This is a genomic window from uncultured Microbulbifer sp., assembly GCF_947498635.1.
Lineage (GTDB): Bacteria > Pseudomonadota > Gammaproteobacteria > Pseudomonadales > Cellvibrionaceae > Microbulbifer > Microbulbifer echini.
The window spans coordinates 145,426-170,085 of the sequence record NZ_CANMKV010000002.1 but is presented as its reverse complement, the minus strand read 5'-3'; the positions used below and the strand labels follow the sequence as shown (position 1 = coordinate 170,085).

Here is a 24,660-nt window from a genome sequence, read left to right as displayed (position 1 = left end):
AGGGCTTGGGGTCAGGCCGGGGGTTCTGTTGTTATCTTTCCGGCCCTTGCTCAGGTCCATGAGGTTTTACTGCTTCCAGCTTGCGCAGGAAGTGCCAGATATCGCCATGGAGTTGTTCCACTTCGGCACGACTGATGGCAGAACCCTGCATATGTTGCTGAACCCACTGCTTGGCTCTGGGCTTCAGTGCCAGCCCGATAGCGGTGGCGTTGATTAGGGTGATGCGCTCGTCCCATGGCGCCCGCGCTCTTTCCACCAAACCGCGCTGTTCCATGCGTTTTAACAGAGGTGTGAGGGTGCCGGAGTCGAGCATCAGGCGCTGTCCCAAGGCACCGAGACTCCTATCGTCACTGCTCCCACTTTCATGACCATTTTCACCGACCCACTCCCACAGCACCATCAGTACCAGATACTGAGGGTAGGTGATGCCGAGATCTCGCAGCATGGGTTGGTAAGCTTTGGTCATGGCCCTGGATGCGGCGTAGAGGGCAAAACAGAGCTGACGGTTGAGGGCCAGCTCGGAATCATCATCACAAATCACAGTTACAGCATCCGTTCGATTTCTTCCTGCAGGGATTCTGGAGTGTCTTTTGGCGCGTAGCGTTTGACCTCTTTACCATCCTTACTGATCAGGAATTTGGTGAAGTTCCATTTGATGCCCTCAGTGCCGAGAAGACCTGGAGCGCGCTTCTTCAGCTCGACAAACAGGGGGTGAGCCGAGGGGCCATTGACGTCCAGCTTGGCGTATACGGGAAAGCTGACGCCAAAATTCAGCTCACAGAACTCCTGGATCTCGTCGTCACTGCCAGGTTCCTGTTTGCCGAACTGGTTACAGGGAAAGCCGAGGACGGTCAGGCCGCGGTCTTTATATTGATCGTAGAGAGCTTCAAGGCCCTTGTATTGCTTGGTAAAGCCGCATTTGCTGGCGGTATTGACCACAAGGATCAGCTTGCCTTTGTAATCTTCCAGGGAAGCGGTCTCACCGCTGGCGGTTTTCACGGGAATTGTGTAGAGGTCGGTCATGGGGTGCTCCATTGATTTTCATTGTGCAAAATTTAGTTGTGCACAATGCAAATTGCAAGATTTTTGTAAGTTTCAGTGCGGGCTTTATTGTGAGAATGATTATCAATTATATTATGCGCCACATTACTAATTCTGATTGCGGCAACTGAAAAGGACCCTCCATGCGCCTTTCCCTATACCTGGCTCGCCTGTTTGTGGCGCTGCTGGCCATTACGATAATCCCCGCCAAGGCCCAACAAGCGGGCCTCTCTGAACAGGAGCTGCGCCAATTAATGCAGATGGCGGAGTATATTGGTGTGGATTACCCGGAGGCAGTAGCCAGGGGGGAGATCGTTAATGCCGATGAGTACGCTGAGATGGAGGAGTTCGCCGAGTTGCTGATCGATCGTGGCCAGCGGTTGGCAGACTCCGCCGAGGCAAGCGTAATTCGCGCTGAGGCCCAAGCTCTGCAGGGGGCTATTCAGCGCAAAGCCGGTATCGAGGAAGTGCAGAAGCACACGGCCAAGTTGCGTCAGGGCTTGCTCTCTATTGCTCCGGCCCTGTCCCTACCGCGCGCCCTGCTCAGTCAGGAGGAAACTCACGCGCTCTATCAAGCCCAGTGTATCGCCTGTCACGGTGTGGAAGGTAAGGGCGATGGCCCTATGGCGGCAGGCCTGGAGCCCGCGCCAACAAATTTCCACGAGCGCGAGCGCGCGGAAAATCGCTCTCTGCTGGGGCTCTACGATGCGATCAGTAACGGTATTGATGGCACCGCCATGACCGCTTTTGCAAACCTCACCGAACAACAGCGCTGGTCCCTGGCTTTCTACGTGGGCAGTCAGGCATTTATCGGAGAGAGTTTTGCTGGGGATGAAGCTAGGCCGGGTTTGAAAGACCTGATCATGTACAGCCCGCAGGTTCTGCGCAATGACCGCCCGGAGATCAGTACCCAGGCTGTGGCGGCACTGCGCGCGGATCCGAGCGCTCTGTTTGCTCCAGAAACCACAGAAAGCAGTGCCCCGATCGATGTGGCACGGACCCAACTGGAGGCCTCCCTGGCGGCCTATCAAGAGGGCGATTTCGTCAACGCCCGCACTCTTGCGATCAGTGCTTATCTGGATGGCTTCGAGATGGCGGAAAATGCCCTCGACTCTCTGGATACAGACCTGCGCCTGGCCACCGAGCGTGAGCTGCTGGGCCTGCGCGCGCAGCTGAATGCTGACAGCGATCCCGAACTGGTGCAGGCACAGGTCGATATGATCCTGGGGCAGTTGGCCCAGGCAGAGTCGCTGATGGAAGAGAACAACTTATCCGGCGCCGCACTTTTTATTGCCAGCTTGGTGATTCTTTTGCGCGAGGGATTGGAGGCGTTGCTGGTAGTGCTTGCCCTGACCACGATTCTGGTAAAAACCGGCCGCCGCGATGTGCTTAAATTTGTGCATATCGGCTGGATTGCCGCCTTCGCTGCGGGCTTTGCCACTTGGGTTGCTGCCCAGAGCCTGATTTCTATCAGCGGTGCCAGCCGCGAGGTAATGGAAGGTGTTGCCGCGATGTTGGCTGCGGTGGTGCTTTTCTATGTCGGCTTCTGGATGCACAGCAAGACCCAAGCCGACGAATGGCAAAAGTACATCCGTGACAGCATCGATCGCAGCCTGAGCACTGGTGCGCTCTGGGGGATTGCGGGGCTGGCATTTATCGCGGTGTATCGCGAGATTTTCGAGACTATTCTGTTTTATCAATCCCTGTTGGCACAGACTTCCACCGGCCACTACAGCACTCTGTGGATGGGGATCGGTGCTGGTATAGCACTGCTTGCGGTACTGGGCTTTGTCCTGGTGCGCTACTCGGTGCGCCTGCCCATAGGCCAATTCTTCACCGCGACCACCTACGTGTTGCTGGCGCTGTCATTTGTCCTCGCAGGCAAGGCGGTGGCGGCACTACAGGAAGCGGCCTGGATTGGAATATCCCCGCTACCGGTGCAGTTCAGCTTCGACTGGCTGGGTATCTATTCCACCTGGCAGGGTATTGGTCTGCAGGCTCTGGTTCTGATCGGGGCACTGTGGTTAATGAGAAAGAGCAGCGCTGCATCTGAGACCTCAGCGAAGATCGCTTAAATTTACCAGGATACCCGCGATGTAGTGCGGGTATCCTCTAACGCAGAATTTCCCCATCTCCCCTTTGCCGGTCGAAATGGTTGAGGGGGAAGCTCCCCGATTAGTTCTCTTTCAAGTCTCGCACCCGCCTCTGCAGGTTCTCCGCGCCGGTATCGATCCCCTCTACCGGTTGTCCAGCGACAACCAGGACATTAAGAAAAAAGCGCCATATACAGCAGATTAAAATAAGAGCGGGGACTGTTAAAAAACGGAATTAGGCCTGTATTGGAGAGCGTGTGGAAGTGACTGGAAGAAAAACCCAGCGCCAAGCCTGCGCAGGTAATGCCAATAGCACCTAGCGGCACTAGCCCTGGCTCGATAAGCCCTCGGGATAACCAATTGCACAACATTGAGCCCAGGGGCGTTCCCGCGGTGAAGCTGCACAGCAGCAGAGTGACCACCTCTCCGCTACTACCGAGAACATCGTGTTTAAAGTTGGGAATTTGGGTTAAGAAGGCAGTGGATATTAGCCAGAGCCACGAGATGGCGATCATGTAATAAAACACCGAGGGTGTTTGCCATACCGAGTACATGACTCGCATGGTATGTGCCAATGGATTCCAGGGGATAGGTAATTTTGGTGTTGGTGGGGAGGCTTTGATCAGGGTGTTGCTTCGCTCTCCGCCATGCGGAACACCAGCATGATGATCAGTGCATTTTGTGCAGGTTATCGTTAAATACTCCGGGTACTTGAGTGATGAAAAGTGGGAGAAAGTGTCGCTTGCCGAGCAGTTTAAATTGGTTTTGAGCCATCCGCTGTTGGTCTTGCGGGGCAGCTTTGTACGGCATCAATGGGTTATCCCCCGATTCATAACGGATGCCAAACCTGCGTTGCGGATATTACATTTTGGAATACTGATCCGTTAGGGGTGAACCGATGAAATCCTTTGCGCTGAGAGCTCGCCCGACACGGATGTGTATCTTGGGAACGAAATTAAACCTGCTGCGATTACAGCTACCTGGCTTTTCGTGGGGCGATTCACACAGGTAAAGTGGCGTTATCGAGGTAACTGTGTCCGTTAAAATTGCTTGTAACAATGCCCCTGCGGAGTGGACTTGGCTGCTATCTGCGTCTAAGCCGGGAAAAAAGCATAGTAAATCCCCGTCAGCCTGGGCCTGTTGTATTTCACTGCGCAGATTGACACTTTTCAGTGGTAGTTCATAAACAATAGGGGCAGTACCGTAATACTTAAAAATAAAATGCAGTAAAGGCGCCCTATATAAAAATTCGGGAATAATGAATCGTACGGATCTCGGCAGGGAATCCATAAGCAACACCGATGTCAGTTTCCCGGCGGGATTGCAGGCCAGCATGACGGAACCATTTTTCGGGATACGATCCAGGTGGGCATAGCTAGTGCGAGCCAGTAAATGCGAGGAGAGCCAGAGGAATAAGTGCACAATGAATTGGGGCAGTTTGACAAAGAGAAAAGCCATTACCACGACATTTAGCACTGCCATCAGGATATACAGTTGTGGGATTGTGATTTTCAGTACATCCAGAAGAAAAATACTTAACACCGAAATAGAGGCAATAAATAGAGCGTTCAACACATTGTTGAGGGAGAGAACCTGTGCACGCACAGTACTATCGGTCCTGTCCTGCATAATTGCATATAGAGGAACGATAAAAATCCCCCCGAAAATACCCAGGAGAGTGGTATATATCAGCACTGCGTAGGCGCCATCACTGCGTAAATACTCAGTGACAGATGCCCCGGACAGAGTTTCAAATTGATCCACGGTAATACCGAGGCCCAGGCCGGCTAATGTAATACCCAGCGCTCCAATCGGTACTATGCCAAATGTGATACGCCCCCGGGAAAGCGCCTCACACATAAGTGACCCCGTTGCGACGCCAATGGACAGGCAGCACAGAATAATCGTGATGACCGGCTCGCTGGCACCTAGTACATTTTTGGTGAGACTGGGTACCTGTGCCAGGTAAGTGGAGCTCACCAGCCAGAACCAGGAGCATGCAAGAATCGCATAGAAGACAGAAGGGTTCTTCATGGTCAGACGCAGAATGCGCCAAGCTTGCGAGATAGGGTTCCAGTCGATGTGCAATTTGGGGGCTGGAGGCGTTGCCGGAGGGATCATACGGCTGGCGAGATAACCCAATATCGCAACCATTGCCATGATTACACTCAACTCGGCGAGGCCCGATTCCCCTGGTTTTGTATCGCCTGCCAATAGGGTACCGGCGATAGTACCGGAGAGTACCCCGGCAAAAGAACCCATTTGTGCCAGGCCATTGCCGCCCATTAATTCTCTACGCTTCAGGTGCTGGGGCAAAAGGGCATATTGCACGGGGCTAAAGATCGCCGTGTGAGCTGCCAGGAGGAACAGCACCACAAAGTTCAGCACCTGGTTGTTGTAAATCAGTGAGTAGGCTCCGAATACGACGATAATAATTTCCGCCAACTTCAGGATCCTGATAATCCGGCTCTTATCGTATTTATCGGCCAGCTGCCCAGCGGTTACCGAAAATAGAAAGTAAGGTAATATGTAAAAACCGGTGGCCAGATTGATTAAGGCGTTGGCCTCCGCTTCCGCCAGACGGAATGCCAGCATGACCAGAAGAGCATTTTTGAAAATATTGTCATTGAAAGCGGCACTTGTCAGGGAGAGAAATAGTGGTAGGAAGCGGCGCTTGGACAGAAGTGCGAATTGGTTGTGCTGAGCCATTGGCGTCCGCCAGTGAGGAATGAGCGAACAGGGCCCACCAGGTATTTTTCAAAATCTGCGCTGACTACTGGGGGCGTGATAATAAAAGTCAGCTTAGCAGGGAGTGGATAGGTTAGTTGGCGGGGCCAGTTTGTGCTGGCGTAAAAAAACGTACGGGGCTGATTACCAACCCCGTCCCAGGACTATCGCCGCTTCCCGCGAAGCTCCAGAACCTCATCGTGTAGGGTCTGCGCCTTGGCTTCGGGTGCCTCAACCGGGGTGCCGGCCACCACGCAGATCCTGGACCAGAAGCGCTTCGGCCAAGTGCTAAAAGCGTGGCCGCCTTTATGGCTGAAAAAGCTTCCCCACAGCCCCCGTAAGGCCATGGGAATTACCGGTACCGGAGTGCGTTCCAGGATCTTTTCAATCCCTGCTTTGAATGGCTGTAATTCGCCATCCTTGGTGAGCTGTCCCTCGGGAAAAATGCACAGCAGATCATCATTTTTTAACCCCTGCTCAATCTCTCTAAATGCCTGTTCATAGCCCACGGGATCTTGCGATTTGGAGCAGATGGGGATAGCGCGCCCAGTGCGGAAAATAAAGTGCAGCACCGGGATTTCATAAATCGGCTTGTACATGATAAAGCGAATTGGTCGGCGCACGGCACCGGCCAGAAGCAGGGCATCCACATAACTCACATGGTTGCACACAATCAATGCCGGGCCCTCTGCAGGAATCCGCTCCAGCCCCTGATGTTTCACCCGATACATTGTGTGGGAGAGCATCCAGATAAGAAGGCGCATAGCAAATTCGGGTACTTTGGTGAAGACAAAGATGGCTACGGCGGCATTCATCAAGGCGATGATTAGGAAAAACTGCGGGATTGTCGCATCCAGAATATTCAGGAAGAGAATACCGAGTAGCGCCGAGACCACCATAAACAGGGCATTGAGGATATTGTTGACCGAGATAATCTGTGCGCGAATCTCACGAGGCGAGCGGTCCTGCATCATTGCGTATAAGGGCACAATATAGAGGCCGCCAAAAATACCTAACAGGACGATACAGGTGAGAATTGCGATGGCGCCGTCACTGCTGAAGAACGCTGTCAGGGTGGGATGCTGCAATTCCGTAAAGCTGCCTCCGGCGATAGACAGAGCGATACCGGCAAGGGTGAGCCCGGCGGCGCCCAGTGGAACCAAGCCCAGTTCGATATGGCCGTCGGACAGACGCTCACACAGCATGGAGCCCAGGGCAATGCCAATAGTAAAGGCGCTCAGCAACAGAGTGACGAGGGATTCATCTCCTCCCAGTACATTTTTGGTGAAACTGGGAATCTGTGTCAGGTAGGCCGCGCCCAGTAACCAGAACCAGGAGATGCCAATAATCGCGTAAAAAATGGATGGGGTTTTGGCGGTGGTACTGAGAATCTTGCTGGTTTGCGTGATGGGGTTGGGGTTTATTCGCAGGTTTGGTGTTGGCGCAGGACTCTGTGGAATCCAGCGGCTCGACAGATAACCAAAAGTGGCGGCCCCCATAATAATCAAGCCAAGATAGAAGAGACCGTGTTCTCCCTGTCCGGTGAGTCCTGCAAGCAAACCGCCGACGATAGTGCCGGCCAGGATACCCACAAAAGTACCCATTTCCACTAGGGCGTTGCCGCCAACCAGCTCGGAGCGTTTCAGGGCCTGGGGAAGGATGGCGTACTTCACCGGGCCAAAGAATGCCGACTGTATGCCGAGTAGGAAAAGCACAGCGAGGCAAAAGATATGGCTGCCACTGTAGAGGGCGCCGACGCCCAGGGCGCCAATAAGGATCTCGCCGAATTTGATGAGTCTAATTAAGCGGCTTTTGTCGAATTTGTCCGCCAGCTGGCCGGCAGAGGCGGAAAATAAGAAAAAGGGCAGGATAAACAGGCCGGCGGCGAGATTGATCAGCGCGTTGGCTTCGCTCTCCACCAGGCGAAAGGCGATCATGACGATCAGTGCATTTTTATACACGTTATCGTTGAAAGCGCCCAGAAACTGGGTAATAAAAAACGGCAGAAAGCGGCGGCTGGTGAGCAGCTGGAATTGGGTGCGATGGGCCATTGGCGTTATCTCTTTTAAAAGCACGCGGTCAATCTTAAGCCATTGGCGCACTGTGTTGTCCAGCTTGTAGTGACAACGAAATAAGTGGTACGGCTAGGCAAAAATAGTCGAAGTAGTGATAAAGAAGAGAACAGCAAGGCTGCGCGGGGAAGTTCCGACAGGGCACCACCGGCCGCAGAAACGGCCGGTGGTGGGTGGTGCGATTAACCCGGCAACAAATAGCCGGATTTTTTTTTGCCTCTTACCAGATTTTCACCCGCTCCTCTTCAGGCAAATACATACCGTCGCCCTCTTTTACATCAAAAGCGTCGTAGAAGGCTTCGATATTGGGCAGAACGCCCTTTACCCGGTATTCCGCGGGAGAGTGGGTATCCACTTTCATACGGCCGCTCAGAGCTTCATCGCGGATCTTACTACGCCATACCTGCGCCCAGCCCATAAATACGCGCTGATCGCCGCTGAAGCCGTCGATGACTGGGGCTTCTTTGCCGTTCAGGGACATTTTGTAGGCTTTATAGGCAATGCCCAGGCCGGACAGGTCGCCGATATTCTCACCCAGGGTCAGCTTGCCGTTGATGTGCTCCCCATCCAGAGGCTCATAGGCGTCGTATTGGGAAACCAGTCTGCCGGTCAGGTTTTCAAAGTTACTGCGGTCGGAATCGGTCCACCAATTATTCAGATAGCCTCTGCCGTCGAACTTGCTACCTTTATCATCGAAGCCGTGGCCAATTTCATGACCAATAACACCGCCGATACCGCCGTAGTTCACGGCATCATCCGCGTTCACACTAAAGAAGGGCGGCTGCAGAATGGCGGCGGGGAAAACGATCTCGTTCATTGCCGGGTTGTAGTAGGCATTCACAGTCTGTGGACTCATGCCCCACTCGCCGCGGTCGATGGGTTTGCCCAGCTTCTTGCGTTCGTAGCTCGCCTCAAACAGGTTGGCGGCGAGCACATTAGCCACTAAATTGTCGGCTTCCACCTCAAGGGCGGAGTAGTCGCGCCACTTGTCCGGGTAGCCGATTTTGGTGGTGAAGTTTTCCAGTTTAAACAGGGCCTGTTTACGAGTGTCTTCACTCATCCATTCCAGGGATTCGATGGATTCGCGATAGGCGGCTTTAAGGTTGTCCACCAGCACGGTCATACGGGCCTTGGCTTCCGGTGGGAAATGTTTTTCTACATAGCGCTTGCCTACAAGCTCACCTACGGCGCCATTAACAAATTGCACACCGCGCTTCCAGCGGGGCTCCATCTGCTCTACGCCGTGCAGCTTGGTGCTGTAAAAATCGAAGTGCGCCTGGGCGATCTCACTGTGCATGTAAGGTGCCATGGCAGAGAGTACCTTGACCTTCAGGTAGCGTTTCCAAGTGGCCATGTCGGTATCGACAATGATTTGGTTGGCGGCTTCCAGGTACTCTGGTTGGCCCACGATAAAGCTGTCGGCCTTGGCCAGTTTGGCCGTTTTCAGGTAGCTGTCCCAGTCCACGGCGGGCATCAGCTTTTTCAGCTCGGCAGCGGATTTCTTGTTGTAGTACTTGTCGGGATCGCGGTTATCCAGGCGGGTGCGGTGGTGTTCGGCCAGGCTTTTCTCCAGCTTGAAAACCTTGTCGGAGAATTCCTCGGCCTGATCGAGGTCGGCCAGCTCCTGCAGTTGCACCAAGTACTCTTTATAGGCTTTGCGCAGCCCTTCACTCTTCTCGGTATCCTCGAAGTAGTAGTCGCGATCCGGCAGGCCCAGGCCGGCCTGCCACAGGAAGGTGATGTAGTTTTCGACCTGTTTGAGGTCCTGATAAATAGTGCCGCCGAAGGGGACGTTATAACCGGCGGTATCGGCGTAGGCGAAGAAATCGGTCAGATCTTTGCGGGTCTTAATCGCATCGACTTTGGCGAGTTCGGCGGAGACAGCGGTGATACCTTTTTTCTCAACCAGCTTTTCATTCATAAAGCTGTTGTAGAGGTCGCCAATCTGCTTGGCATCGGCGCTGCTGGCGCCTTTGCCGGCCTCCATAATCAGTGCTTTAACCTGTTCTGTGCTCTTGTCTCTCAGGATTGAGAAACCGCCCCAGCGGGATTTGTCGGCGGGAATTTCGGTGTTCTCAAGCCAGGTGCCGTTAACATAAGCAAAGAAGTCATCCTGTGGGCGCACACTGGTATCCATGGCGCTAAGGTCGATTCCAGAGGTGAGTTGTTCCTGTTCCGTTGCGGCCTTGTGGTGGCCGGAGCCGCTGTGATCGTGGGCGTGTGCGATCAGGGAAAGCTGGGTGCCGGCGAGGATGCCCGCAATGGCGACAGGTAATAATAGTTTTTTCATTTCGGCTCTTCTGGCTAAATTTTGTTCAATTGAATCAAACCTACATGGTAAAAGGTGACCGTGAGGTTAGGCAAGGCCGCTGCGTTTAGCCGCGGATGGGCTGCGGCCAATGGCGGATGCGAGTCTGTGAAATACTTGGTCAGTGGAGGTGTCGACGCGAGTATTGTGTGTCGGGTTCATCGGCCAGGGTAATAAAAAGCCCCACACAGTGGGGCTTTAACAAGAGAGCGGCTCAATCCGGTAGGTTAAAGGTAATTGGCAGGGAGAAACTGAACGTCTCCTCACCCAATTGCGAGGGCACGGCCGGGTAGGGGGCCGCCCTTTTCACTGCTGCTTGGGCTTCACGATTAAGGGTGCCGAAACGGGATTCTTGCACCGCGAGGATCTCCTGCACTTCGCCGCGGGAGTTGATGACCACATTCAGGCGTACACTGCCTTCCTGGCCACGTTCCTGGGCACGCTTGGGGTAGCGAATATGGTTGTAGGTATGGCGCAGTAGAGTGGAGGCGTAAATTTGGCGGGCGAGAATCATACCAGCTGTTAGAGGCGCCTCTTCTTCCTCTTCAAACTCCTCATCGATTTCTGCGGCCGCTGCATTTCCGGGACTGATTGCGGCCAATTTCGTCGGCTCGCTGTTACTGTTGCCTTGTTGTTCGAGGGGCTCTCCCTCCGCCAGTGAATTGGCGCTGGCCGCCTGGGCAGCCTGCTGTGTACTTTCCGCAACGATTTCCAAGGCTTCAGAAGTAGCGGGAACCGCCGGGCTCAAGGTCATTGTGGGCGGGGCGAGATCGACATCAACCAGGTTCGGTTTGGATAATTCTTCGTCTTTCTCGGGCGTCTGTGTTGCGGCGAGGGCCTCTTCTTGGCCAATTTGTTTTAACTGCAGTTCGGCGATGCGCTCACTGGTGGGTTCTAGGGCTTCGAAACTGGTGCGCAGAGCAGCGGGGATATCACCGGCGGCGAGGAGGCCGTCGCGAAAATCTGTTGAGGGAGGTACGGGGCCAATCCAGGCGCGCATTAGGGTGTTGAAGAAAGCTGGGTCGGCAATCTCTCCCAGGGTGATTCCGTTGAGAGAAACAGTGGTAATCCCGGTGTCTGCGGCGAAGTCGATGGCTAACTGATCCCCCCGGTGCAAGCGGCCTTTAAACAGGTTGGCGAAAGTCACCATAGTCTCCGCCTGGCTGCTCAAGGTATTGCCGCTGTTGTTGATCGCAATACTTTCCATCCACTGGTTACGGAAACGGCGTGCGGGCAGGCTATTGGCCAATACTCGCACTTCCAGGCGGCGCGGAATGTCACTGTTGAGCAGCCCGGCGGAGTCGTTCGAGAGGTTTTCCGAGTAGATAGCGGCGATATAGAGCTCTTTATTGAACTGTTGTTCGAGCGCAAGGCCATTTAAGAGTGGTGCCGCTGATACAGTTACAGCAAATGAAAACACCCAAAGTGAGAAGACAATTTTTATCGATTTCATTGTTCTATGGTGTCTGAATGTCCGGACACACAGGCTCCGGTAATTAAGATTGAGGGGCCCCTCCCCAGTGCACACACGTCAGATGAAAGAGTGCGCATTTAAAGTGTGAGCGAGCACACTGTGCTCAACACTTCGCCTAACTCTACTGCAACTGCAATGGAGTTCAAGCCTGGAGCGGTTAGAATGTCCCCACTCAGGGCATTGAGAGCCTACGGCGGGAAACGATTGTCATACCCATTGTTGGGTGGGGCAGACCGATATCGTTTAGAATCGCGCATCGTTGAGTGGCATTTGCGGCACTTAGCGAAAAATGGAATGGTTTTCACTAATTTTGCGGTATGTATGGAAATTAAACCCCTTATTGACTACCCACGGGAAGCCGTGGATAGACTGCTAAATGTCATTCATCTTTTTCGTGACATTCGTGCGGCAAGTGAATGGCAATACGATGTGCTGCTAAAGCGCTCCCGACTCCTGAGCCTGGAGCCGGGGGAGCAACTGTTGCGCGCCGGGGACGTCGATCAGTGGGTTTTTTTCCTGTTGCGCGGTGAATTGCAGGTACAGGTCGAGGCCGCCAGTCAAGGGGATAGAAGCTCCGGCGAGCGCACCCTGGCGGTTATCCGGCCGGGAGAATTATTTGGTGATCTTTCGATGTTGTTGGCGGAGCCCCGTAGTGCCAATGTCTTTGCCGCCCACAATAGCCGTGAAACCCAGGTGTTGGGGCTCGATTGCACCCTGTTTGGTGACTTGGAGGACTTCTCCCTGTTGCAGCTTCCCGCAAAATTAACGTTTTATCGCAATATGGTGCATTCGTTGCGCTGGAAGCTGGAGGTGTACCGCTCCAAGTATCCCGCCCACCAGCTTGCGGATAGCCATCGCAAGTTAAAGTTGTACACGGGGCCGAAGAATTGCCGGCAGGAATTGACAGCGCTGGCCGCTCAGGCTCGGGCCTTGGCGCGCATTCTTCTCGATTGGAATGCGGAATTTGGTTCCGGTGAATTGATCGATGATGAGTCGGATATGCTAGGTTTTCTGGAATCCATGCTCTCTTAATTTCCAAAAACACCACTGAGCCAGAGCCTCAGACTGGGTCTGGCTACCCTCCGCCCTTTATCTTCGCAAATTTTCGTAGCGTTGCCCCATAAGGGGTGCTCCTTCTTATACTGAATGGACTCGGCCTCTCAGTGGTTACTGGCCTCCTAAGTTTGTCGGCTGATCTATTTCCATAAGAATTCAATTCAGGAATAAGACGGGGCTGTGTAAAATTTGGTCTACTCAAATCGCCGCCCAGCGCTTTTGCCGGCAGCTTTATTTGTGCCTCACAGGTTTCTATTTATGCGTGCACTGGTATCTATCTGGTCTAACCGAAATTATCGAATCGCTCTGCTCGTCACCCTGCTGGCCATTGTCTGGCTATTCAGTGGGGTAGTGCTGCCAGAGGAGGAAAAGAGCAACAGTGCCGTGAGCGACGAAAAAGAGGGGCCTGCTTCGGAGGTTGCGATGCGGGTTCAGGCCCGGCGCATCGAGGCACAGTCCTATGCAACGCGGGTGTTGGTCAATGGCCATACCGAAGCAAATCGCAGTGTGCGCCTGAGAGCGGAATTGGACGGTGTTATTTCCCGGCTTCCAGTTCCTGAGGGCAGCTTGGTGCAAAAGGGGGCGGTGATTTGTGAAATTGAGGCAGAGGACCGCCTGGAAAAACTGGCCCTCGCCAAAGCGGCACTGCATAAAGCGAAGCTGGACTATACCGGCGCCGAGCGCTTGAAGAAAAAAGGGCTGCAGTCGGATACAGCCATGGCCCAACAGGGGGTGGCTCTGGCTCAGGCGAGGGCGGATTTTACCCAGGCGAAGGTGATGGTGGATAACCTGAAAATCCGCGCACCTTTCGATGGCGTCGTAAATCAGCGTGCCGTGGAGCTGGGTGACTTTATCCGGCGGGGAGAAGAGTGCGCGACCCTGCTGGACCTGGACCCGTTACTGGTGGTTGGCGAGGTTTCGGAAAACCAGGTGGGCAACTTGATTCCCGCGGGTCCCGCCAGTGCGCAGTTACAGCGGGGTATTCCTGTGCAGGGCAAACTGCGCTATATCAGCCAGCAGGCCCAAGAGATTACCCGGGCCTACCGGGTTGAAGTGGCGGTGAACAATCCCGGTATTCTACTGCGCGGGGGATTGAGTGGCCGCTTGGCCCTACCCACTGGGGAAGTGCTGGCACACTACATAAATTCTTCTCTGCTGACGCTGGATGATCGTGGGACTCTGGGTGTGCGTACCCTCGACGAGAATAACCAGGTCCATTTTATTAATGTCACTCTGGTAGGTGATGGTGAGGAGGGTGTTTGGGTGAGTGGTCTTCCGGACCCGGTCACACTGATTACCGTCGGTCAGGAATATGTGAGTCAGGGGGATATTGTTCGTGTCGATATGTACTTCCCCGAGCCAAAAGGTGAGGAGCCGTCCCTGCCTTTCGATGTTGCCCCCGAGCCGGTATTAATGCCCGCTTCCCAGGAGCAATCCCCACAAGAGGGCAAATAGCGATGAAATTATTGGAGAGTGCGATTGAGCGCAATCGCAGTGCTATTTGCCTGATGTTACTGATTGTCTTGGTGGGGCTTGTTGCTCGTGGCGCTATGACGATTGAGTCCAGTCCTGAAGTAAATCCACCATTTGTTATGGTCCAGGTGACCCATGAGGGGATTTCCCCCGAGGATGGAGTACGTTTACTGGTCCGTCCCCTGGAGCAGGAAATCCGCGCAGTGGAGGGCGTTGTCGAGGTGATTGCGGTAGCCCGCGAGTCCCTGGCTTATATTGTGGTGGAATTTGACTCTGCGATTGATGTGGATGATGCGGTAGATGATATTCGCAACGCCGTGGAACGTGCCCGCGCACAATTGCCGCGAGATGCGGAGGAGCCAGTGGTTGAAGAGGCATCGGCCCAACCTTTTCCCACGATTGTGGTTACTCTTTCGGGAGAAAAAGTCAGCGAGCGGGTATTACTCAGCAGTGCCCAACAGCTAAAGCGCAAAATTGAAAATATCAGTGATGTGCTAAGTGCGGATTTACACGGGAATCGCGAGGAGGTGGTTGAAGCAATTATTGATCCCGTGCGCCTGGAACACTATCAGGTCACCAGTGCCGAGCTGATCAATGCGGTACTGGGTAATAACCTGTTAATTCCAGCGGGTGAGTTGGATACGAATCGGGGGCGTTTTTCCGTCAAGGTTCCGGGCCTGATCGAGAACGCACAAGATGTCTATGAGATCCCCCTGAAAAATTCCACAGATGGAGTGGTGACCTTGGGCGATGTCACCGATATTCGACGCACCTTTAAGGATGCGGTGAGTTATACCAGTATCAACGGTCGCCCCGGCCTGGCGATTAATGTTGAAAAGCGCAACGACGCCAGCTCTGTCAATGTGGCCGACCGGGTTAGAGCGGTAGTGCTGGCAGAGATGGGCGCGCTGCCTCGCGGTGTGGATGTGGAATTTGTCTTCGACCAATCCAATTTTGCGCGGGATATGGTCAGTGAGATGCAGGGCAATATTCTCACCGCGATGCTGCTGGTCATGATTATTGTGGTGGCGGCACTAGGTTTCCGCTCCGGTATCTTGGTGGGGCTGGGGGTGCCGTTCTCACTGTTATTTGGCTCTATAGTCACTTGGTATCTTGGTTACTCTTTCAATTTTATGGTGATGTTCGGCATGTTGCTGGCTCTCGGCATGTTGATCGATGGCTCCATCGTGATCACCGAATTTGCCGATCGCAAGATGGCGGAGGGCATGTCCGCCCGCAACGCGTACATCGCTTCTGTCAGCCGGATGTTTTGGCCGGTGGTGGCCTCTACGGCGACCACGCTCGCCGCTTTTCTGCCGATCATGCTCTGGCCGGGGGTCGTTGGAGAGTTTATGCGTTATCTGCCGGTTACCGTATTTGCGGTATTGGCGGGATCGCTTTTATACGCGCTCTTTTTTGCCCCGGTGTTGGGCTCTCTTTTCGGTAAGAGTAACCTGACCTCCTCAACACGCAGTTACCTAAAACAGTTAGAGGAGGGGCAGCCCACGAAATTGCCGGGAATTACTGGCTACTATGCCCGCCTACTGGCATTTGTTCTCCGGCGTCCAGCCATGGCGTTTGCCACCACCATTTTCCTACTGGTTGCCATTTTTATTGCGTTTGGTCGCTATGGGGCCGGGGTTGAATTTTTTACAGAAACCGAAGAGCAATACGGCAATGTGGAGATACGGGCCCAGGGCAATTTGTCCATGGCGGAAAAGAAGGTCCTTGTGGCTCAGGTGGAAAAAGCCGTTCTCAGTATTCCCGAAGTAAGAATTGCCCATACGACCATTGGTTCCGGTGGTATTTCCGGGAACTCTGATCGCGCGCCAGATCAGATTGCCAATATGTTGGTGGAATTATTACCCGCTGAAGAGCGCGAGCGACGCAGCCGTGAAGTCTTTGCGGATATTCGCTCGCGCACAGCCGATTTTGCCGGCATCAAGGTGACAGCCAATGTTATGGAGGGTGGGCCGCCGGTGGGTAAGGATATTGTGTTGGAATTGCGCGGACAGGATTACGAGCAACTATTGGCGGAAACTTGGCGTTTGCACCGGGCCATGGAAGATGATTTCAATGGTTTGCGGGATATTGTCAATACCGCTCCACTACCGGGTATTCAATGGGAAGTGCGGGTGGATCGCGCCAAGGCGGCACTTTATGGGGCAGACCTTACCGAAGTCGGGCGTGCGGTGCAGCTGGTCACCAATGGTGTGCGTGTAGCGGAATATCGTCCCGATGATACCGATGAGGAGGTGGATATCCGTATTCGTTATCCACAAAGTGCTAGAGGTATCGCTGCGCTGGATCAACTCAAGGTAAATACTCCTCGCGGCACCGTACCCATCAGCAGTTTTGTACACAAGGCGGCTATGCCTAAAGTGGACAAGATTGAACGGATTGATGGTATTACCCGCATGCAGATTAAAGCCGATGCTCAGGAGGGAATACTGCCGGATGATAAGGTGAAAGAAATACGGGCTTGGCTCGAGAAAAATCCGGTAAATCCGAGTGTGGAGCTACTTTTTCGTGGCGCCGATGAAGAACAGAGTGAGTCCTTTCAGTTTTTAGGCGTTGCTTTTCTGCTTGCTCTATTTCTGATGTTTATCCTGCTGGTGACTCAGTTCAACAGCTTTTATCAATCATTGTTGATCCTGTCTTCAGTAATTATGTCGACGATTGGTGTGATTCTGGGTCTGTTGCTCAGCCAAAGTACGTTCAGTGTCATTATGACCGGGGTAGGAATCGTTGCGCTCGCGGGCATTGTGGTTAACAACAATATTGTATTGATTGATACCTACAACTTTGTGCGCAAGAGTGAGCCGGAACTTACTACGGCACAGGCGGCACTCAAGGCATCCACCCAACGGTTGCGTCCGGTATTTCTCACCACCGCGACCACCATTCTGGGTTTGTTGCCACTTGCTCTCGGGGTGAGTGTGGATATGGTGGGGCGAAATATTGTGGTCGACGGTGTAATCGCTTCATTCTGGGTCAAGCTAGCTAGCGCGATTGTATATGGCTTGTCCTTTTCCACGCTGCTCACACTATTGGTGACCCCGGTGCTTTTAGTTTTGCCGGGGCATTTGCGGGAGAAATTTTCCTGGAGGAATATGGCAACTTCCCAAATGCAGTAAATTTTGCTTGGGTGAATAGGTTTTGTGATCACAACTTTCGGGGGCTATAGCCCCCGTTTCTTTGTCTGGACGGAAATTATGGGGATGAATCACTGGCCGGGAGAAATTACCGGTCGCAGCCGTAGACTCGCCGAAGGACGGCTGCGCTCGATGATTGAGGACTTTATTCAGCAGCACCGGTTGCCGGCAGAATTTTATCGGGATATAGAGGCCTATTACCTACCTTTGGCAATATGGCTGGCTGAGAGTCATCAAACGAACAACACTTTGGTTGTAGGAATTAGTGGTGGCCAGGGCACGGGTAAATCCACGTTGGCCGAGTTTATTGGCCAAGCTCTTGTACAACTGGGGTTCAACTGTTGCACCTTTTCCCTGGACGATATCTACCTGACTCAGTCCCAGCGACGTCAACTCTCGCACGAAATTCACCCGCTTTTGCGCACTCGCGGAGTACCGGGTACTCACGATGTGCCATTGGGCATGGAGACTTTAGCTGCGCTTTGTAAATCCAATGAGCAATCCCGGATACCCCTACCACGTTTTGATAAATCGAAGGATGAAAGGGTGCCCAAGGATTTATGGCCAGTGCATAAAGGAAGGGTAGATATTGTCCTGCTTGAAGGTTGGTGCCTTGGGGCAAGGCCATCGGCAACCCCTTTACAGCCTATTAATTCATTGGAGGGATCGGAAGATGCTTCTGGGGTTTGGAGAGAGTTTATCAACCGGCAGCTGGAGGGACCCTACCGTGAGTTGTTTAACTGGATAGATACTATGGTGATGCTGCGCGCGCCAGGTATGGAGGCTATTTTTATGTGGCGTAAACTACAAGAGAAAAAATTGCGTGATCGGACTGGGGCGGGGATGCAAGATGTTGAGTTGGACCGCTTTATTGAGCACTACGAGCGGATAACGCGAAATCTGATGCTTGATATGCCCACATGGGCAGATTGTGTGTTGTTCCTAGGGGAGGACCACCGTGTACAAGGGAGCTGGCTTAGCAGGGGGCGTGGAGAGTGAGGGGGCTAAGACCCCGGACTTGCCGGGGTCTAGTTAGCTGAAGCAGGGGCTCCAGCTAATAGGCTGTGTTACTTTGCCTTGGGCGGACGACCGCGACCGCGCTTTACAGGAGCAGCATCAGTTGTTGCTGGGGCTGCGGCCTCAGCTTTTTTGGGGCGCCCAGGCTTTTTCTTTGCTTCTTCGCTTTTAGCCGGGCGACCGGGCTTCTTTTTCGCGATTTCTGCCTTAGGCGGACGGCCGCGGCCGCGCTTTACAGGAGCAGCTTCAGTTGCTGCGGCTGCGCTTTCAGTTTTCTTGGGACGACCAGGCTTTTTCTTGGCTTCTTCGCTTTTAGCGGGGCGGCCAGGCTTCTTTTTGGATTCTTCAGAGGCAGTGGTAGCAGCTTTGGGCGGACGGCCGGGCTTTTTCGCGGCACTAGCAGCCTTGGCTGGGCGGCCAGGCTTTTTCTTTGCGGTAGTAGCTTTTTTCTTTTTGGCAGTAGCGCCAGCTTTTTTGGCTTCAGCTGCAGCTTTTTTCTTCTCGTCAGCGGCTAGCTTCTTGGCAATTGCCGCTTCTTCTTTGGCGACAATCTTGGCGACTTTAGCGGCAAGCTTGTTGGCCGCTTTAAGGGTTGCCAGCTCATCTTTAGCTTCTGCAGCGGCAGTCTTGGCCTCAGCAGCGGCTGTTTTGGCCTCTGCGGCAGCTTCGCGAGCTTTTTTCAGCTGGCTTTGCTGTGCGGGGGTTTTCTTCTTAGCGCGTACGGTAGCAACTTTATCTTGAGTTGCTTTCGCTTTCGCTGCAGCTTTCTTGGCACTATTTGCCAACTTTTCTGCTTTAGCGGCTGTGTCCTTCTCTTGCTTGAGACGGGCAGTTTCCAGTTTGGCGGTAAGGGAGCGCAGCTCCGCTTCCATTTGTGCAACATCGCTAGTGGCGACTGCAGGTGCTTTTTTTGTAGCCATTTAAATATCCCTGAAAAAGTATTGTTTTGTTAAATGGGGGCATTCCTATCAATTATTCTCAGCCATCTTCACGGTGAAATGCACCGCCGAAGACGCCTGTTTTCGGCAGAAAACAATTGATAGTGAGTCCCCCCAAGTGAGCGGCGCTAATTGCAGCTTATTTGCATACCTAAATGCAAGTGTTTTATGGGGATTTTTGCTATTTAATGTAAAAAAAATGGTTTTTTTTTATATATTTCCAATTTAAAGGCCCAAATGGAGAGCTTTCCAAGATGGAGTCGCGAGTGTCGAACAGTAAAAGTGTGTTTTTTATCTCGGAGAGAGTTAACCGGTATGTGTAAATACAAGTGAATAGTTGAGTGATTTTCTATGGATTATTGACGGGTGCTTTTTTACGTGAGCGATTAACGAGTGGTGTGTATTTGTGGCTGTGACTTTAGCGGAATATTGACCGGTGTTCCTTGCTTAGATGGGGGAAATCGGGTTAACAAAACTTTACGGACAGTAATCGACGGTTGTCTGTGGCCCCACGAATGAGGGTGTCGTTAACTAGGCTTTCAAGTTGTAATGCCGTATTTCTGTTTTTTTAGGCGGAGGCTGGGCAAAAACAGGCCTGCTCGATTCGCTTTGTAGTTAAAGAGCCTCCAATAACTCCAGCTCCCCCGCATTTTCTATGCGGGTGTTGTAGCCTCTCGGTGTTCGATAAAGCTTTCCATGTATTCATCGGTCCCTCAACTGGGAGCGTAAGAGGCTTGATTGCAGACATAGCCATTTTATCTATAGGGCTATTTTCCGGTTGCAGCCGATTTTGGATGACTTTATGTTGCCTAGAGGCCAGCGAAACAAATTTTGTGACGGCCTTTACAGATTTGGGTATCTCTGAAAGCCAGAGGCACCACGGAATTATTTAGAGGCCGTTTAAGCTTTTAAGTGGATTGGAAAAAGTTAGTGGGTATTCGCTGAGTATTTAGGGGGAGAATAGCTTTGGTTTGCGCAACTTGATTTAAGCCCAGCCGTTCTGAATAAGTGCCTTTTGCTATCTAGTGACAAATTTCTATTTTAGAACGGTTGGTCCTTTATGGTTTACAGCATGTGATAGTCATGGATCGGTATCCAATATGTAACTTGACGATTGCCGCGAATGATTCCCGAGGAGGTCTATGGGAAAGGATTAACGTTGGCTGGCGATTCACTATCGATAGTGGAGGAGCAGGCTGAAACCGGTAATTGAGGCTGCGGAGTTATCGAGGTTTGGGGAATACGGTGTACCGTTTACAGGATCTGATGGCAATACATGAAGACTTTGGTGATAGAGTGTTTTAGGACTCCATCACCGAGTCTTGTTGTTTCGGCCGGCTATAGTGGCCCGTAAGGTAGATAGCGATTATTGGAATGTTGGCGCAGCCAGAGAAGTTGTTCGCGTTGCAGAGGGGCTTTGCGTTTGCGAAGTTCTTTGGCCAAGGGAATGACTGCAGACTCAGCTCCGGCGTCCCAACCGGGCAATTCCATTTCCGCAATGGTAAAGAAGCGTATTAATTGCCACAGCTGCTCGTTGTTCCAATGCTGGCTTTCCTCTAGCCACTGTTGTGCAGGCAGGCGGATAAGCTGAGAAGAGTTTAAGTCTTCCTCTTTCAGTGCGCCGCTCAGGGCGTTATCAGATAGAGCGGCACTAATAAGCCTCTGCAGTTGATCCCGGTCGAATTCCCGATGGTTTTCTTCTTGCTGGCCACCCACCTGTGGCTCCCAGGCCCCTACACTCATATTCACTCCTTATTTAGGTACGAGATTTTTTACATTATACCGGGGTGAATACATTTCTGTGGGTAGCAATTTAGGTCTCTCAGAATAAATCCCTAATAGAGAGGACTTCGAAAGCAGTTATTGAGGGCTGCAGACGAATTTCCGATTTATTCTGAGGTTTCTTGGTGCTATTCGCGCGGGCTTGCTGGGGGCATCAAGAACAAGTTTTATGAGGTTGGGATACTATAAAGGCGTAAGATCAAAGGCGTAACGTTGTACTGAGGTTTGCATGGAATATATTTTTAAGGCGCTGCCCGCGAGTAAACGTGTCGCTCTGGTAGCCCACGATAATCGCAAGAAAGCCATGATCCAGTGGTGCCTTAGGCACCGTTCGTTGCTGGAAAAACACAGCTTGCTGGCCACAGGCACGACGGGCGGCAAGATAGAAGAGACTACTGGCTTAAAGGTAGAGAAATTATTGAGCGGTCCTTTAGGGGGAGACCAGCAATTGGGAGCGCGTATTGCTGAGGGACGGGTGGACCTGTTGGTCTTCTTTTGGGACCCCTTTGAACCCATGCCCCATGACCCGGATGTGAAGGCGTTGCTGCGTATTGCGGCGGTTTGGAATATCCCTGTTGCCTGTAATTCGAGCAGTGCCGATATGATGATTCAGTCGTCCCTAATGGAGCGGACATTTGACCGGGAAGTGCCGGATTATCAGAATTACTTGGAGCAGCGCTAGTCGGACATTTCGGTTAAAAAATGATCTGGTTGCCTGAGGGTAACTTTGTAATTTGTTGATTTTAAAGGACTATTTCCCCTGGTTATAGGTTGTGCTTGCAATGCCTGTCGATTCGCGGCAATCTTGCCCACCAGATGAGACCGGTTAAACCGGCACCCTTGGTATTTGATAACTGCACGGTGTTTTATGAGTAGACGACGCGGAAAGGCCGTAGAAGAGGAAAAGGCGGATATCGACCTCACGCCCATGCTGGACGTAGTGTTTATCATGTTGATCTTCTTTATCGTAACGGCGTCCTTTGTTAAAGAGAAAGCGTTGGACGTAAATGTACCTGATCCGAATCAGACTCAGGACACCCCGCCCGATACTGACAAACAGAACATCCTGTTGGTGGTAAACGCTAACGATGATATTAGCCTGGCTGGCAGTCGCATTGACAGCCGTGCTGTTCGCGCTCGTATCGCCCAGCTGTACGCCGAGAACCCTCAGGCTATGGTGATTGTGCGTGCACACAACAAGTCCAGTGCGGACACCTATGTGCAGATCGCAGATGCTGCGAAGGAAGTGAGCCCGGCTATTCAGGTATCCCTGGTACCTTTCGAGAAGTAAGCCCGCCACTGCAGAGAGAAGAGCCAGCAAATTGCTGGCTTTTTTTATGTCTGTATGACCTAAGGCTGTGTTGCAGCCGCTGTATATTTATTGCCTCAGACCGCACCTTCCTTGGGTTTGTCAGAGTTCGGCACGATTGCCCAAAGGTCCGCAAAAACCGCTTTGTACGGGCTGCTCTGCAGGTAGCCCAAACCACTTGATCCCCTTGTACCCCCTTTACTGCCTATTGTCCGCTTTACCATCTTCACATGCGCGATAGCGCCACTGCGGCAAAGCGGAGTCGATATCGACCTGTATTTTCTGAGCCTCGGGAAAGGGTTTGGCAATTTGGCTAAAATCCCTGTCCAGTGCACTCTGGGTTACCTGGTGCCGCTCTTCAGGCAGAAGCTTCAGGAATGTGTCCCCTAAGTTCGGAGCTTCCAGGCGCTTAGAAAAACGCCGGCAAAGGCATGAGCGCGGTTATAGTGTTTCAGTTTTTTGGATCTTTGGCTTGGTAGAGAAACGCGAGTAGCGTCAGGGGTTCAAGGATATCCACTTATTGGATCAGGGAACGATAGATCGTATTCATCCGCTTTAGGGTGTGCAGGGCGCGGTTGTGACCGCCGGTATTGTACAGCCACACCAGAAGTCCAGTTCATGTAACATCTGCTTGAACCACAGCTCGTAGCTCTGGTGTATCACAATAAACAAAAGTTCATCGTGCTCAGGGCCATTGGATAGTGGGTTCTGGCACTCCAGAAGTTCGTCTATTTTCAGGTATGAGCGATAGGTGAACGTCATTTAAGCGATTTATTGGTCGAGTTTTGATCAGTGGCGAAATAATGCTCTCTTTAATCTGCCAGGATCAAAACATATCTTTTGGCAAAGTGATTAGTATGATCCTGAATATTAGGTCCGGAGTTTATTGAATGGAAAATCCCCCTCAACAATTGCGTATCGACGGCGCACGTCTCTGGCGGAGCCTGATGGAAATGGCTGAAATAGGCGCAACCCCTGCCGGCGGCTGTAATCGGCAGGCACTAACCGATGAGGATCGCAAAGGGCGCGATCTATTCGTGCGCTGGTGCCGGGAAATTGGCTGTGAAATCCGAGTGGATCGCATGGGTAATATCTTTGCCCGCCGGGCCGGTACCGACAATAACCTGCCTGCGATAATTACTGGATCGCACCTGGATACTCAGCCGACTGGCGGCAAGTTCGATGGGGTATATGGTGTATTGGCCGGTCTCGAAGTGCTGCGCACCCTTGTGGATAATGGGGTCCAGACCAAAGCGCCGCTGGAAGTGGTGGTGTGGACCAATGAGGAGGGCGCTCGCTTCTCTCCGGCCATGGTTGGATCAGGCGTTTGGGCCGGGGAATTTAGCCTCGAGTATGGCCACAGTCGTATGGATAAGTCTGGGATCACCATTGGGCAAGAGCTGGAGCGCATCGGCTATTTGGGGGATGAAGCGGTTCAGCCAACACCAATCAAAGCGGCTTTCGAAGCGCATATTGAGCAGGGGCCCATTCTGGAAAAGCAGGATCAGGTGATAGGTGTCGTAACCGGTGTTCAGGGAATCCGCTGGTACGATGTGATTTTCTTTGGGACCCCCTGCCATGCGGGGCCCACTCCGATGGAAGATCGGCGCGACCCGGTACAAGCTATGGCGTGGCTGTGCGAAATGCTCTACGGAGAAGTTAGGGCTTACTCCGAAGATGCTCGAATTACCTGTGGCGACCTGCGCGCGTCGCCGGGTAGCCGTAATACGGTGCCGGAAAAAGTTGTATTGGCACTCGACTTACGTCACCCGACGCCGGAGGGGTTGGAACACTTACACCGCACCCTTTACCGGGTGGCGAAACAAGTGCAGGAGGCCTGCGGTGTTGCCGTTGATATTCGCGAGGAGTGGTTCTCACCGCCGGTGGCTTTTGATAGTGGTTGCATCGAAGCGGTGGATAGTGCGGTACAGAGTTTGGGCTACAGTCATCGCAAGATGGTTTCCGGAGCCGGACACGATTCCGTTTATGTCTCCCGGGTTGCCCCGGTATCGATGATCTTTGTGCCCTGTGCAGGTGGGCTTTCGCACAATGAGGCAGAGTCGGCCGAGCCGGGTCATCTGGAAGCCGGTTGTAATGTCTTATTACACTCGATGCTCAATAGTGCGGAGCTGGGTTGATACCGGCAAAAGAGAATATTGAGCGCGCTCTGCCGAGATGGCTGAGTCCCTATATGAGAAGAGATTTGGATAAATCA

19 protein-coding genes are annotated in these 24,660 nt (G+C 52.7%); 8 read left to right on the top strand and 11 right to left on the bottom strand.

Annotation, left to right across the window (positions count from 1 at the left end):
• Positions 1-31: 31 nt before the first annotated feature.
• On the bottom strand, positions 32-541 hold the full coding sequence (locus Q1A69_RS01955) for a MarR family transcriptional regulator (RefSeq protein ID WP_299580295.1): 510 nt from the start codon (positions 539-541) through the stop codon (positions 32-34).
• Positions 542-543: 2 nt separating this feature from the next.
• Positions 544-1,023 carry a glutathione peroxidase gene (locus Q1A69_RS01950; protein ID WP_299580292.1) on the bottom strand — a complete coding sequence of 160 codons (480 nt, stop codon included), beginning with the start codon at positions 1,021-1,023 and terminating at the stop codon, positions 544-546.
• Positions 1,024-1,184: 161 nt separating this feature from the next.
• On the opposite strand from Q1A69_RS01950, the gene Q1A69_RS01945 reads away from it, so the two are divergent.
• On the top strand, positions 1,185-3,116 hold the full coding sequence (locus tag Q1A69_RS01945; protein WP_299580289.1) for a cytochrome c/FTR1 family iron permease: 1,932 nt from the start codon (positions 1,185-1,187) through the stop codon (positions 3,114-3,116).
• A 191-nt stretch (positions 3,117-3,307) separates the two neighbouring features.
• On the opposite strand, the gene Q1A69_RS01940 is transcribed toward Q1A69_RS01945, so the two are convergent.
• The 5 genes from Q1A69_RS01940 to Q1A69_RS01920 form a co-directional block, all read right to left on the bottom strand.
• Positions 3,308-3,649, bottom strand: coding sequence for a hypothetical protein (locus Q1A69_RS01940; RefSeq protein WP_299580286.1), 342 nt, complete (start codon positions 3,647-3,649; stop codon positions 3,308-3,310).
• A gap of 346 nt (positions 3,650-3,995) precedes the next feature.
• Positions 3,996-5,843, bottom strand: coding sequence for an MFS transporter (locus Q1A69_RS01935; protein WP_299580283.1), 1,848 nt, complete (start codon positions 5,841-5,843; stop codon positions 3,996-3,998).
• A gap of 182 nt (positions 5,844-6,025) precedes the next feature.
• Positions 6,026-7,912 carry an MFS transporter gene (locus Q1A69_RS01930; protein ID WP_299580280.1) on the bottom strand — a complete coding sequence of 629 codons (1,887 nt, stop codon included), beginning with the start codon at positions 7,910-7,912 and terminating at the stop codon, positions 6,026-6,028.
• A 241-nt stretch (positions 7,913-8,153) separates the two neighbouring features.
• Positions 8,154-10,223, bottom strand: coding sequence for a M13-type metalloendopeptidase (locus Q1A69_RS01925; protein ID WP_299580277.1), 2,070 nt, complete (start codon positions 10,221-10,223; stop codon positions 8,154-8,156).
• A gap of 232 nt (positions 10,224-10,455) precedes the next feature.
• Complete coding sequence (locus Q1A69_RS01920; protein WP_299580274.1) at positions 10,456-11,694, bottom strand: TonB family protein; 1,239 nt, start codon at positions 11,692-11,694, stop codon at positions 10,456-10,458.
• A gap of 342 nt (positions 11,695-12,036) precedes the next feature.
• On the opposite strand from Q1A69_RS01920, the gene Q1A69_RS01915 reads away from it, so the two are divergent.
• From Q1A69_RS01915 to Q1A69_RS01900, 4 genes are all read left to right on the top strand, one after another.
• Positions 12,037-12,747: a cyclic nucleotide-binding domain-containing protein gene (locus Q1A69_RS01915; RefSeq protein ID WP_299580272.1), complete on the top strand. Its 711-nt coding sequence runs from the start codon at positions 12,037-12,039 to the stop codon at positions 12,745-12,747.
• Positions 12,748-13,029: 282 nt separating this feature from the next.
• Positions 13,030-14,226, top strand: coding sequence for an efflux RND transporter periplasmic adaptor subunit (locus Q1A69_RS01910; RefSeq protein WP_299580270.1), 1,197 nt, complete (start codon positions 13,030-13,032; stop codon positions 14,224-14,226).
• 2 nt (positions 14,227-14,228) lie between these two features.
• Positions 14,229-17,381, top strand: coding sequence for an efflux RND transporter permease subunit (locus Q1A69_RS01905; protein ID WP_299580267.1), 3,153 nt, complete (start codon positions 14,229-14,231; stop codon positions 17,379-17,381).
• A 24-nt stretch (positions 17,382-17,405) separates the two neighbouring features.
• A complete protein-coding gene (locus Q1A69_RS01900; protein ID WP_299580264.1) occupies positions 17,406-18,398 on the top strand; it encodes a phosphoribulokinase in 993 nt (330 codons plus the stop codon).
• 68 nt (positions 18,399-18,466) lie between these two features.
• On the opposite strand, the gene Q1A69_RS01895 is transcribed toward Q1A69_RS01900, so the two are convergent.
• Both Q1A69_RS01895 and Q1A69_RS01890 read right to left on the bottom strand, forming a co-directional pair.
• Entirely contained in the window at positions 18,467-19,336 is an 870-nt protein-coding gene (locus Q1A69_RS01895) for a hypothetical protein (RefSeq protein WP_299580261.1), read from the bottom strand.
• Positions 19,337-20,692: 1,356 nt separating this feature from the next.
• Positions 20,693-21,097, bottom strand: a complete 405-nt coding sequence (locus Q1A69_RS01890) for a hypothetical protein (RefSeq protein WP_299580258.1) — start codon at positions 21,095-21,097, stop codon at positions 20,693-20,695.
• A 268-nt stretch (positions 21,098-21,365) separates the two neighbouring features.
• Here Q1A69_RS01890 and Q1A69_RS01885 point away from each other — a divergent pair, with 268 nt between their 5' ends.
• Together Q1A69_RS01885 and Q1A69_RS01880 are read left to right on the top strand one after the other, a co-directional pair.
• Positions 21,366-21,818: a methylglyoxal synthase gene (locus Q1A69_RS01885; RefSeq protein ID WP_299580255.1), complete on the top strand. Its 453-nt coding sequence runs from the start codon at positions 21,366-21,368 to the stop codon at positions 21,816-21,818.
• A gap of 186 nt (positions 21,819-22,004) precedes the next feature.
• Positions 22,005-22,427, top strand: a complete 423-nt coding sequence (locus Q1A69_RS01880; protein ID WP_299580252.1) for a biopolymer transporter ExbD — start codon at positions 22,005-22,007, stop codon at positions 22,425-22,427.
• A gap of 95 nt (positions 22,428-22,522) precedes the next feature.
• Here the strand turns inward: Q1A69_RS01880 and Q1A69_RS01875 are convergent, their stop codons facing one another.
• Entirely contained in the window at positions 22,523-22,669 is a 147-nt protein-coding gene (locus tag Q1A69_RS01875; protein WP_299580248.1) for a hypothetical protein, read from the bottom strand.
• Between the two features lie 331 nt (positions 22,670-23,000).
• Positions 23,001-23,207 (bottom strand): tryptophan 2,3-dioxygenase family protein, encoded by a 207-nt coding sequence (locus tag Q1A69_RS01870; RefSeq protein WP_299580245.1) that lies wholly within the window; start codon positions 23,205-23,207, stop codon positions 23,001-23,003.
• Between the two features lie 128 nt (positions 23,208-23,335).
• On the opposite strand from Q1A69_RS01870, the gene Q1A69_RS01865 reads away from it, so the two are divergent.
• A complete protein-coding gene (locus Q1A69_RS01865; RefSeq protein ID WP_299580242.1) occupies positions 23,336-24,583 on the top strand; it encodes a Zn-dependent hydrolase in 1,248 nt (415 codons plus the stop codon).
• Positions 24,584-24,660: the final 77 nt, after the last annotated feature.